General features: G+C 59.8%; 12 protein-coding genes. 8 read left to right on the top strand and 4 right to left on the bottom strand.

What is annotated here, in order from left to right:
• The first annotated feature begins 125 nt into the window (after positions 1-125).
• The gene (locus tag PY308_RS12425) at positions 126-740 is read left to right on the top strand and encodes an ABC-type transport auxiliary lipoprotein family protein (protein ID WP_275782905.1); all 615 of its coding nucleotides are present in this window, start codon (positions 126-128) and stop codon (positions 738-740) included.
• Here the strand turns inward: PY308_RS12425 and PY308_RS12420 are convergent, their stop codons facing one another.
• A complete protein-coding gene (locus PY308_RS12420; RefSeq protein WP_275782904.1) occupies positions 741-1,004 on the bottom strand; it encodes a BON domain-containing protein in 264 nt (87 codons plus the stop codon).
• A gap of 23 nt (positions 1,005-1,027) precedes the next feature.
• Here PY308_RS12420 and PY308_RS12415 point away from each other — a divergent pair, with 23 nt between their 5' ends.
• On the top strand, positions 1,028-1,417 hold the full coding sequence (locus PY308_RS12415; RefSeq protein WP_275782903.1) for a hypothetical protein: 390 nt from the start codon (positions 1,028-1,030) through the stop codon (positions 1,415-1,417).
• Positions 1,418-1,461: 44 nt separating this feature from the next.
• On the opposite strand, the gene hemF is transcribed toward PY308_RS12415, so the two are convergent.
• Positions 1,462-2,373 carry an oxygen-dependent coproporphyrinogen oxidase gene (hemF, locus tag PY308_RS12410; RefSeq protein ID WP_275782902.1) on the bottom strand — a complete coding sequence of 304 codons (912 nt, stop codon included), beginning with the start codon at positions 2,371-2,373 and terminating at the stop codon, positions 1,462-1,464.
• A 189-nt stretch (positions 2,374-2,562) separates the two neighbouring features.
• On the opposite strand from hemF, the gene PY308_RS12405 reads away from it, so the two are divergent.
• On the top strand, positions 2,563-2,823 hold the full coding sequence (locus PY308_RS12405; protein ID WP_275782901.1) for a hypothetical protein: 261 nt from the start codon (positions 2,563-2,565) through the stop codon (positions 2,821-2,823).
• Between the two features lie 38 nt (positions 2,824-2,861).
• Here PY308_RS12405 and PY308_RS12400 read toward each other — a convergent pair whose 3' ends face one another.
• A complete protein-coding gene (locus tag PY308_RS12400; RefSeq protein ID WP_275791107.1) occupies positions 2,862-3,335 on the bottom strand; it encodes a tRNA (cytidine(34)-2'-O)-methyltransferase in 474 nt (157 codons plus the stop codon).
• A 366-nt stretch (positions 3,336-3,701) separates the two neighbouring features.
• Between PY308_RS12400 and PY308_RS12395 the strand changes: the two genes are divergently transcribed.
• The 5 genes from PY308_RS12395 (at position 3,702) to PY308_RS12375 (ending at position 10,693) form a co-directional block, all read left to right on the top strand.
• The gene (locus tag PY308_RS12395) at positions 3,702-5,552 is read left to right on the top strand and encodes an ABC transporter ATP-binding protein (protein ID WP_275782900.1); all 1,851 of its coding nucleotides are present in this window, start codon (positions 3,702-3,704) and stop codon (positions 5,550-5,552) included.
• Between the two features lie 127 nt (positions 5,553-5,679).
• Positions 5,680-7,548: an ABC transporter ATP-binding protein gene (locus PY308_RS12390; RefSeq protein WP_275782898.1), complete on the top strand. Its 1,869-nt coding sequence runs from the start codon at positions 5,680-5,682 to the stop codon at positions 7,546-7,548.
• A 354-nt stretch (positions 7,549-7,902) separates the two neighbouring features.
• Positions 7,903-8,481 (top strand): ubiquinol-cytochrome c reductase iron-sulfur subunit, encoded by a 579-nt coding sequence (petA, locus tag PY308_RS12385; protein ID WP_275782897.1) that lies wholly within the window; start codon positions 7,903-7,905, stop codon positions 8,479-8,481.
• A gap of 14 nt (positions 8,482-8,495) precedes the next feature.
• Positions 8,496-9,767: a cytochrome b gene (locus tag PY308_RS12380; protein ID WP_275782895.1), complete on the top strand. Its 1,272-nt coding sequence runs from the start codon at positions 8,496-8,498 to the stop codon at positions 9,765-9,767.
• Positions 9,768-9,796: 29 nt separating this feature from the next.
• Entirely contained in the window at positions 9,797-10,693 is an 897-nt protein-coding gene (locus PY308_RS12375) for a cytochrome c1 (RefSeq protein WP_275782894.1), read from the top strand.
• Between the two features lie 151 nt (positions 10,694-10,844).
• Here the strand turns inward: PY308_RS12375 and PY308_RS12370 are convergent, their stop codons facing one another.
• Positions 10,845-11,396 carry a hypothetical protein gene (locus PY308_RS12370; RefSeq protein WP_275782893.1) on the bottom strand — a complete coding sequence of 184 codons (552 nt, stop codon included), beginning with the start codon at positions 11,394-11,396 and terminating at the stop codon, positions 10,845-10,847.
• Positions 11,397-11,581 lie beyond the last annotated feature (185 nt).

Genomic DNA, 11,581 nt, shown 5'->3' with positions numbered 1-11,581 from the left:
TGCGTGGCAATGCTGCAAGCCTCGTTGGTATTTTGCTTATACTTGCAAGCCTACGGCTGCTTTCGGCTTGTTTTCAGCCGATGAGCTTCTAAGTTGCTGCTGACTGACGAAGGATAGTATTTGAAATGAATTTTTCCGGTGTTTCTCGTGTTTCTGCGGCAGGGTTGCTCCGGGCCTCTGTTCTTCTTCTGGTCGCAGGCGGACTGGCTGCCTGCGGCGGCAAGGCGAACAACGATACCTACAGCCTCTCCGCGTCCCCGCTCGTCGAAGGTCCGGCATCAAGCGGAAAGCAGATCCTCGTTCCCGAACCGACGGCACTGAAGGCGATCGACAGCGAGCAGATCGTCGTGCGGCTGTCAGCCTCCGAAATCCAGTATCTCGCCAATTCCCAGTGGAGCGACCGGCTGCCCAAAGTGGTGCAGGCGAAACTCGTCCAGGCGTTCGAGAATACCGGGAAAATCGGCGGCGTCGGCAAGCCTGGCGAGGGACTGGCAATCGACTACCAGATCGTCACCGAGATCCGGGCTTTCGAAGTCTCGACCGAAGGTGCGGATTCGGCCATCGTGGAAATTTTTGCTAAGATACTGAACGACAAGAACGGTACCGTCGCCCGACAAAAAGCATTCCGGGCAGTCATACCTGTTCGGGGAAGCGGCAACGCCGCATTGGTTGCGTCGCTCGACAGTGCGTTTGCAACCGTCGCAGCCGACATCGTGTCCTGGACCCTGAAGGCGATCTGATCAGGTTACGATGAGCTGATTGAGGATTTCATCGACGCCTTCTACAGTGCTGGCGGCTTCCTCGGCCCGCTCGACCTCTTCGATGCTCAGCACATTCCCGGTGAGCACGATGATGTTGCCCTTGGCCGTTACCGAGATGGCGGTGGCATCGATGCCATCGACGGCCGCCAGGCAATTGGCGACCCGGCTCTCGAGTTCAGCCGTACCGTCGGGCAAAATCATTTCGGGTGCAATACCATGAAATGTGCGTTCCTTGAAAACCACTACGTTCGTTCTCCTGACAGCAATTGCCAGAAGATAACGCCGCAAGCGCTGCTTTGTTCACCCTGTTCCATCCGAAACAGCGCGAAGGCGGCGGCCGTGCGATTGTCTGGTCACTGGATGACAAAAGTCATCCGCTACAGCCAGAGGAGAATACCATGCGTAAGATCATCATTTCCGCCACCGTCGCGATCATCGCCGCTGTCTCGTTCGCAGCTCCGTCCTATGCGGGACACAAAAATCATCACCACCACCATGGTTATCACGGTAACCCATTCGGCGGCTTTTCAGTCGGTTTCTACAACAGCGGCTACTATGGTGGCGGCCATTACGAGCCGTCATGCTATGTCAAGAAGGTGAAGCGCTGGGACAAGTGGGGCAATCTGTATTTCAAGAAAATCAAGTTCTGCGATTGATTCCGTCGATGGACGACCCGGCCGCCGGACAGCCGGGATCGCCGTTACGGCCAGCGGACCACGGGTGGCATGGAAGACAGGATCGAGTCCACATTGCCGCCGGTCTTCAGCCCGAAGATCGTGCCTCGATCGTAGAGCAAATTGAATTCGACATAGCGACCGCGCCGTACCAGTTGTTCGTCGCGGTCCTCTTCCGTCCAGGGCGTGTTGAAGTTCGTCCGGACAATTTTCGGATAGACGAGGTTGAAGGCCTTGCCGACATCCTGGGTGAAGGCGAAGTCGGCATCCCAGCCGCCCTTTTCCTCATCCGAATGCAGCCAGTCATAAAAAATACCGCCGATGCCACGCGCTTCATTGCGGTGCTTGAGGAAGAAATACTCGTCGCACCATTGCTTGAAATGGGGGTAGTCGGCCACCGCGTGGCGTTTGCAGGTGACTTCCATGCCGCGATGAAACAAGACGGTGTCCGGGTCCGTCTGCGTCCTGCGCCGTCCAAGAACAGGCGTCAGGTCGGCGCCGCCGCCGAACCAATGACTGGTCGTCACGACCATGCGCGTGTTCATATGCACGGCGGGTACGTTTGGATTGACCGGATGGGCAATCAGCGAGATGCCGGAAGCCCAGAAGCGCGGGTCTGCGCTGGCGCCCGGTATCTGGCTGCGGAACTCGGGTGAAAATTCGCCATGCACCGTGGAGGTATGCACTCCGACTTTCTCGAAGACGCGGCCGGACATCATCGACATGCGGCCACCGCCGCCTGCTCCCTCATCCCTCAGCCAGTCCTTTGCTTCGAACCGGCCGGGCTCGCCGTCTGACAGCGGACCCGTCACGTCGTCTTCCAGCATTTCGAAAGATGAGCAAATCGTGTCGCGCAGGCTTTCGAACCAGGCCGCGGCCTTCGCCTTCTTGTCTTCGATATCGGCAGGCAAGCCCTGCGGCAACTCCGGTCGTTCCATGGGTGCGTCCTTGTTCACGGCGTGCCGCCGCGTGATTCCTCTGAACCGAAAGACCATATTTCCGTCGTGTTTGGCAACGCGCCACCGGACGCAAAATGCCGCAGGGGCAGCGGCGCGTGACGGGACTGGCAAATTCCTGCATATCTCCTATCTTGCGCAGACAGGCTCGACTGCAAAGAGGTGGGCTCCATGGCAAAAATACCGGCGCGGCCGCCGCTCGAAGGATTGCGGCAACAGATAGCTCGACAGCGAAAGAGTGAGGGACGGGCTGCCCAGAGCCCGTTCGTGCGGGAGACCTATCGCCTTAACCGCCTTCATGCGCGGGAAAAAGCAAAGGAGTGGTTCGATACCTGGCCCAAGGCGGCCTATTGGACCGAGGTTGAAAGCTGGCGGCAGCTGGACGGCGATGAAATCGAGTTCACGATGCGCAGACTGCCGACCGCCGATTGAACAGGCGACGCTGTCGCGGCTTGCCGTGCGGTGGCCGTTCAAACGGACAATTGGCGGATCGCCTCGCCGCAGAGCATTGCGACCGACATGGCGATATTCAGGGATCGTTGACCATTGGCCATCGGAATGACGATTCGTCCGTCCGCCCTCTCGTGGACATGATCCGGCACGCCGGCGCTTTCGCGGCCAAAAAGAAGCGTATCGCCCGGCTGAAAGGCAAAGCGCGTATAGGGATCGGCAGCCTTGGTCGTCGCCAGCACAAGACGGCGCCCCTGCGCGGCTTGCGCTTCCAGAAAGCGCTCCCAGTTGATATGGCGTGTCAGGGCGGCTGCCGCGATGTAATCCATGCCGGCGCGTTTCAGATTGCGATCCGACAGGTCGAAGCCGGCGGGTTCGATGATATCTACGGCGAGGTCGAGGCAGGCGGCAAGGCGCAGGATCGTGCCTGTATTGCCGGGAATGTCAGGCTGATAGAGGGCGATGCGAAGCGGATATCGTGACATATCAATCATGTTCATGGCGTTGATCAAAGCTCGTAATCGATCTGTGCCGTTATCGCAACAGAGCCGTTTTGTAGATCGCGATGCGCAGAAAATGTGCAATGCAATCTGGCCTATCCCCGCAAAACCCCCTAAGTCTGCGGGCATCGTCAACGCGAACCACCGGAGGCATGCATGGATTACCCGATGATCGACCGTCTCCGGGTTGTTTCTCCAGTCCTGGTGGGCTGATCGGTTCCGCACTTCCCGCTTTTCCGGCGGATGATCGTCCGCTCTCCAGACAGTCGCTTCGCCTGTTTTTCGTTGTTTGCCGGTTTGAGTTTCCCTTATGAGGCGGACCGTCCGCCTCCTTCACAGATCGTCTGATGGAGTCTGATCATGTTCGGCTGGTTTGAATCCCGCCTCGATCCTTATCCCGCCGAGGAGCCCCAGGCGCCGCCGCAGGGCCTGTTCGCCTTTTGCTGGCACTACAGCAAGCCGGCGGCGCCCTGGCTTTTGACCATGGCGATCTGCACCGCGCTGATTGCCGTCGGGGAAGTGGCACTGTTCCAGTTTCTTGGCAATGTGGTCGACTGGTTGTCTGCGGCGAGACCCGAGACGTTCCTGGAGGCAGAGGGGACAAAGCTGTTCTGGATGGCGATGCTGATCCTGATCGGCCTGCCGGCACTCGTCGCCTTCGATTCGCTGATCATGCATCAGATCCTGCTCGGCAATTACCCGATGATCGGCCGCTGGCAGATGCATCGTTATCTTCTGCGCCAGAGCATGACCTTCTTCGCCAATGAATTTGCCGGCCGCGTTGCGACGAAGGTCATGCAGACCTCGCTTGCCGTGCGCGAAACGGTGATGAAGATCCTCGACGTCTTCGTCTACGTCGTCAGCTACTTCGTCTCGATGCTGGTTGTCGTCGCGGCCGCCGACTGGCGGCTGCTGGCGCCGCTGGTCATCTGGATCACGGTTTATGCCGGCATCGTCAGCTATTTCGTTCCGCGCCTTCGCAAGATTTCCAAGGAGCAGGCCGATGCCCGCTCGATGATGACGGGCCGTATCGTCGACAGCTACACGAACATCGCCACCGTGAAGCTGTTTTCGCATGCGGGGCGCGAGGAGGTCTACGCCAAGGAAAGCATGGACGCCTTCCTGCAGACCGTGCAACGGCAGATGCGCAAGGTGACGCTGTTTCATGTGCTCGTCTATACGAACAACTGCATAGCGCTGTTTGCGATCTCGTCGCTCGGCATCTATTTCTGGTTGACCAGCGGCATGTCCGTGGGATCGATCGCCATCGCCGTGGCGCTCGCCATGCGCATCAACGGCATGTCTCAGTGGGTGATGTGGGAAGTCTCGGCGCTGTTCGAAAATATCGGCACCGTCTATGACGGCATGAGCATGATGACGAAGGCGCAGGATATTCTCGACGCACCGGGCGCTCCGGTCCTGTCTGCTCCGCAAGGAGCGATTGCCTTCGAAAACATCCGCTTCCACTACGGCAAGGCCAGGGGCGTCATTGACAATCTGTCGCTTACGATCCGGCCGGGCGAGAAGATCGGTCTCGTCGGGCGGTCGGGCGCCGGCAAGACGACGCTGATGAATTTGCTTCTGCGGTTCTACAATCTCGAAGCGGGTACGATCCGGATCGATGGGCAGGATATTGCCGGTGTGACGCAGGACAGCCTGCGCGCCAAGGTCGGCGTGGTGACGCAGGACACGTCGCTGCTGCACCGGTCGATCCGCGAAAACATCGCCTATGGCCACCCGGAAGCCGGCGATGCCGATATCATCGCTGCCGCCAAGCGGGCCAATGCCTGGGACTTCATCGAGCTTCTCGAGGATAACCAGGGCCGCAGGGGGCTGGATGCGCAGGTCGGCGAGCGCGGCGTCAAGCTTTCCGGCGGCCAGCGCCAGCGGATCGCCATTGCCCGCGTTTTCCTGAAAGACGCGCCGATCCTGATCCTTGACGAGGCGACGTCGGCGCTTGATTCGGAGGTCGAGGCCGCGATCCAGGAGAACCTGTTTGCCCTGATGGCCGGCAAGACGGTGATTGCCATCGCCCACCGTCTGTCGACGCTGACGGAGATGGACAGGCTGGTCATCCTCGAAGCGGGAAAAATCGTCGAGACCGGCAACCATGCCGAACTGGTGGCGCGCAAAGGGCTCTATGCCGACCTCTGGTCCCGGCAATCAGGCGGGTTTCTCGCCGATGAAGATCGGGACGCTGCTGCGGAATAGAGCGGCGGCTGCAGAGTTTCGGGTATCCCGCCATCTTCAGACACAGTGGGTGCGGATTGCAGAAATGTAATCGGCACCCGTTCTTTTTTGCGTTGCCGCATGAACCAAACCGCCTATATCTCGGCCCATGATCCTGCGCCGCCTGTTCATAGCCTTTGAAAACTGGATACAGCCCTTTGCGGCCCGCGACGGGCTGCAGCCGCCGCGGGGCTTGCTATCCTATGTCTGGTTCTACATCCGGCAGGCCAAGGCGCCGTTTGTCGCAATGCTGGTTCTCGGCGGCCTGACCGCGGCGATCGAGGCGGCGCTGTTCTGGTTCGTGGGCCGGCTGGTGGATATCCTGGCGACGGTCAAGCCGGGCGAGGGCTGGAGCGGCCTGCTCGCCACGCATGGGACCGAGTTGCTGGGTATGCTGGTGCTGATAGGCGTGGTGCGCTTTGTCGTGTCGCTGGCGATGGCGCTGGTCGACCAGCAGATCATCACGCCCGGATTTTACAATCTGGTGCGCTGGCAATCCTATCTGCATGTCGCCAGGCAATCCCTGTCCTTTTTCCAGAACGACTTTTCCGGCCGGATCGTGACAAAGGTCTGGTCCGGCGGACAGGCGGTCGGCGATGTCGTGACATCGCTGATGGAAAGCGTCTGGTTCGTTGGAATATATTCGGTTTCGACGCTGGTTCTGGTCGGGCAGCTCGACATCTGGCTGGCGATCGTCGTCCTTTTCTGGCTGATCGGCTTCGCCTTCCTGGCGCGGTTCTTCGTGCCGCGTATCCGCGAGCATTCGCGCGCGACGGCGGAGGCCGCGTCCATGTTGAACGGCCGCATGGTCGATGCCTACAGCAACATCCAGACGCTGAAGCTTTTCGCCCGGGACGAGGAGAACGACCGCTATATGCGGCAGGGCTTCGACATCTACCAGGACACGACCATCCGCTTCACCCGGTTCATCACCGGCGTGCGCGCATCGATGGCGCTTCTGTCGGGCATCATGATCGTCACCATGGCGGGCCTCAGCATCCATCTCTGGCTGGCTGGACTGATCAGCTCCGGTTCGGTCGCGTTCACACTTGCGCTCGTGCTGCGGCTGAACTTCCTGCTCAGCCGCATGATGGTGCAGTTCAACGGCATCATGCGCAATATCGGCACGATCCAGAACGCCGCTGACATGATTTCGCAGCCGATCGAGCTTGCCGACGTGCCGGCCGCTGCCGATCTGGTCATTGCCAGCCCGTCTATCCGATTCGAAAACATCCGTTTTCACTACGGCAAGGGCAAAGGCGTCATCGAGGATCTCTCCCTGTTCGTCCGGCCGGGCGAAAAGGTCGGGATTGTCGGCCGGTCCGGCGCCGGCAAGACGACGCTCGTCAATCTGCTCCTGCGCTTCTACGATCTCGAAGGCGGACGCATTCTCATCGACGGGCAGAATGTCGCCGAAATCCGGCAGGAATCGCTGCGCAGTCAGGTCGGCGTGGTCAGCCAGGACACGTCTCTGCTGCATCGCTCGATCCGCGACAATATCCTGTTCGGTCGTCCGGATGCCGACGAGGAGCGGTTGCAGGACGCGGCAAGACAGGCGGAGGCTCTCGATTTTATCGAGAAGCTTCAGGACCAGCGCGGACGGCTGGGCTTCGACGCCCATGTCGGCGAGCGGGGCGTCAAGCTGTCGGGCGGCCAGCGCCAGCGCATCGCGATCGCTCGCGTCATGCTGAAGAATGCACCGATCCTCGTTCTCGACGAGGCGACATCGGCGCTCGATTCGGAGGTCGAGGCGGCCATCCAGTCAAACCTCGACCGTCTGATGCGCGGCAAGACCGTGCTCGCCATCGCCCACCGGCTGTCGACGATCGCGGCGCTCGACCGTCTCATCGTCATGGATGCAGGGCGGATCGTCGAGGACGGCACGCATGACGACCTCATCGCCGCAGGCGGCCTTTACGCCGATTTGTGGCACCGCCAATCGGGTGGTTTCCTGGCCCGCGATGCGGCGGCCGAATAGAGGGAACACATCTTGTCGAAGAGCCTGCTCAGCCGGCCCTTGACCGCCAAAAGCGGTTTGCGAACATCGGCTTCGGTTTTCCCGCGACATTCTGGCTCACCTGCCGGCCTCTAGGCTAGACATCCCTTGCGATCAAGCATAGAACGCGCCGGAATGCCGGGGAATCTGCCGTTTTTTTGACGTGCCGGATTTGCCCGGTTTCGATGCATGGGGCGTAGGGGCGAAAGTTTTCTCCGAATCGGGTATCGGCTTATTGATTTGGCGCTGTTCTTTCGCTCAAGTGTCGGCACTGGGCGGGCCAACGCCGGGGGACATGCGGTTTCCGCAAACATTGCGTGAGAGGATGGTTTAACCGTGAGCGAACACGAGACATCAAGCGAAACCATGGGCGAGCCCACTCGCCGCGATTTCCTGTATCTGGCAACGGGCATGGCAGGCGTCGTCGGCGCCGCTTCGGTCGCATGGCCCTTCATCGATCAGATGCGGCCGGATGCATCGACGCTGGCGCTCGCTTCGATCGAGGTGGATGTTTCCAGCCTGCAGCCGGGGATGTCGCTGACGGCGAAATGGCGCGGCAAGCCGGTCTTCATCCGCAATCGCACCGCCAAGGAGGTCGAAGAGGCCAATGCCGTGGCGCTCGCCGATCTCAAGGATCCGGTTGCGCGCAACGCCAACCTTCCGGCGGAAGCGGAAGCCACCGATCTGGATCGGTCCGCCGGCAAGGACAAGGAAAACTGGATCGTCATGATCGGCTCCTGCACGCATCTGGGCTGCGTGCCGCTCGGCCAGGCCGGCGATTTCGGCGGCTGGTTCTGTCCGTGCCACGGCTCTCACTACGATACGGCTGGCCGTATCCGTAAGGGCCCCGCACCGCAAAACCTCCCGGTCCCGACCTTTTCGTTTACGTCCGACACAGTCATCAAGATCGGTTGAGGGGAATACTGATTATGAGTGGTGATCATTCAACCTATATGCCGACATCCGGTATCGAGAAGTGGGTCGATTCGCGTCTGCCCTTGCCACGGCTGATCCATGACAGCTTCATCTCCTATCCCGTTCCGCGCAATCTGAACTATGCCTACACATTCGGCGCCATGCTGTCGGTCATGCTGATCGTGCAGATCCTGACCGGCGTCGTTCTGGCCATGCATTACGCGGCAGAAACGACGGTTGCCTTCAATTCCGTCGAGAAGATCATGCGCGACGTGAACCATGGCTGGCTGTTGCGCTATATGCACGCCAATGGCGCGTCATTCTTCTTCATCGCAGTCTATCTCCACATTGGCCGAGGGCTCTATTACGGCTCGTACAAGGCGCCGCGTGAGATTCTCTGGATCCTCGGCTGTGTGATCTATCTCCTGATGATGGCAACGGGCTTCATGGGCTATGTTCTGCCCTGGGGTCAGATGTCCTTCTGGGGCGCGACCGTCATCACCGGCTTCTTCTCGGCCTTCCCGTTGGTCGGTGAATGGCTGCAGCAGTTCCTGCTCGGCGGCTTCGCCGTCGACCAGCCGACGCTCAACCGCTTCTTCTCGCTGCATTATCTTTTGCCCTTCATGATCGCCGGCGTCGTCGTGCTGCATATCTGGGCGCTGCACGTCACCGGTCAGACCAACCCGACGGGCGTGGAAGTCAAGACCAAGACCGACACGGTCGCCTTCACGCCCTATGCGACGCTGAAGGATGCTCTGGGCATATCGGTGTTCCTGCTGATCTATGCCTGGTTCGTGTTCTACATGCCGAACTATCTCGGCCACCCGGACAACTACATTCCGGCGAACGCCCTGAAAACGCCGGCTCATATCGTTCCGGAATGGTACTACCTGCCGTTCTACGCCATGCTGCGCGCCATCACCTTCAATGTCGGCCCGATCGACTCGAAGCTGGGCGGCGTTCTCGTGATGTTCGGGGCGATCATCGTGCTGTTCTTCCTGCCCTGGCTCGACACATCCAAGGTTCGCTCGGCCGTCTATCGTCCCTGGTACAAACTGTTCTTCTGGATTTTCGTGGTCAACGCCATCCTGCTCGGCTGGCTCGGTTCGCGTCCGGCGGAAGGTCTCTATGTTGTGATGTCGCAGATCGGCACTCTCTACTATTTCGGCTTTTTCCTCGTCATCATGCCGCTGCTTGGCCTGTTCGAGACGCCGAAGCGCATCCCGAATTCCATTACCGAGGCGGTTCTGGAAAAGCAGGCTGCGAAGAAGCCCGTTGCCGCCTGATGACTGCGAAGATTAAGGAACCCACAACAATGAAAAAGCTTGTTACAGGCATTCTTTCGCTCGCAGTCGTTGCCGGCCTCGGCGCCGGCATGGTGTTCGCCCAGGAAGCGGGCGAACACAAGGCAGAGGGCACTGCTGCCGAAGGCGAACATGCCGCCGGCGGCACGCCGCATTTTCCGATCCACAAGCCCGAACAGGAAGAGTGGAGCTTTGCCGGCCCCTTCGGCCATTACGACAAGGGCCAGCTGCAGCGTGGGCTGAAGGTCTACACGGAAGTCTGTTCCGCCTGCCATTCCATGAACTTGGTTTCCTTCCGCACTCTGGAAGGCCTTGGTTATTCCGAAGCGCAGGTGAAAACATTCGCCGCGAATTATGAAGTTCAGGACGGCCCGAACGCCGATGGCGAAATGTACACCCGCAAGGCTGTTGCATCCGACCATTTCCCGTCGCCTTACCCCAATGCGGAAGCCGCCGCCGCAGCCAACAATGGTGCCGCACCACCGGATTTCTCGCTGATCGCCAAGGCACGCGGCATCGAACGCGGCTTCCCGCTGTTCATCTTCGACATGTTCACGCAGTATCAGGAAGGCGGCCCGGATTACATCCACGCCCTGCTGAACGGCTATCAGGAGCCGCCGGCCGGGACGGAAGTTGCCGAAGGCACGCATTACAATCCATATTTCGCCAGCGCCGCGGCGCTAGCCATGGCAAAGCCGCTGTCGGACGATCAAGTGACCTATGACGACGGTGCACCGCAGACCGTCGAGCAGTATTCGCGCGACGTCGCGTCTTTCCTGATGTGGGCTGCCGAGCCGCATCTGGAGGAGCGCAAGCGCACAGGCTTCATGGTGATGATCTTCCTTCTGATCTTCACCGGCCTGATCTACCTGACAAAGAAGTCGGTCTACGCCAGCAAGGAACACTGAGCAGGCAGGCAAATATTGAAAATGCGAAGGGCGGTCCATAGGGCCGCCCTTTCTGATTCGCGCGGGGCTCCGGAAATTTCAAGGTCCCCAAATTGCAAAAGGAGCCGGACATGCCGGCTCCCGATATACTGTCATCACGTAATGCGGCTGGCTATTTCCTGATCGAGCCGACGGCCAGCGTGTCCAGTTGACGGTTGAGGCTGACGCCGATGACCGGCACCATCGTGTCCTCGACCTTGACCGAAATGGTGATGTTGAGTGTTTTCGGATCCTGCAGCCGGGCGATCATGGCACCGTTCAGCTTTTTGCGGTTGATGCCGAGCACGACCTTGTCCTTAGCGACATTGCCCGACACGATGTCGAGGCCCTTGCCGTTGGCGCCATCCAGGAATTTGCCGCCGTAGCTTCTGCCGGACTGTGTGATTACGGCCGACATGGGCTGCTTGAAGACCCCAACGCGGCAGAAGCCATCGAGCTTGATGCCGGCCTCGGTATCCGTTGCTTCGCCAATCAGGTCGCAGGTGAATTTCGTGCCCTTGTATTTGCCGGCGACGATTTCGCCGGGTCCCTTCCACTGGCCGGCGACCTGCTCAAAAAATGCCTTGTCGCTGCTGCCCGAATATGCTGGCGTGGCGGCGCAGGCGAGGGCGGCAAGCGAGGCTGCGGCAATGCCGCGGGCGATCAAAGAGGGGCGCGAAAACATAAACGATCCTTGAAGGTCAGCGTCCGGAATGTGAGATTAGGTTTGCACTTAAATGGTTAATGGATCGTTGCCCGGCAGCGTCCGGGCCGTCTTTCCGGCCCATAGAAGTGATTGCTGGGCTGCATCCATGGAAACAGTTTGGCTCACGGCACAATCACCTTGATGTGCGCCGGGTTGACGCAAGT

It is taken from the genome of Pararhizobium gei (assembly GCF_029223885.1).
GTDB lineage: Bacteria > Pseudomonadota > Alphaproteobacteria > Rhizobiales > Rhizobiaceae > Pararhizobium > Pararhizobium gei.
The sequence above is the reverse complement of the archived record's forward strand: the minus strand, read 5'-3'. Positions and strand labels throughout refer to the sequence as shown.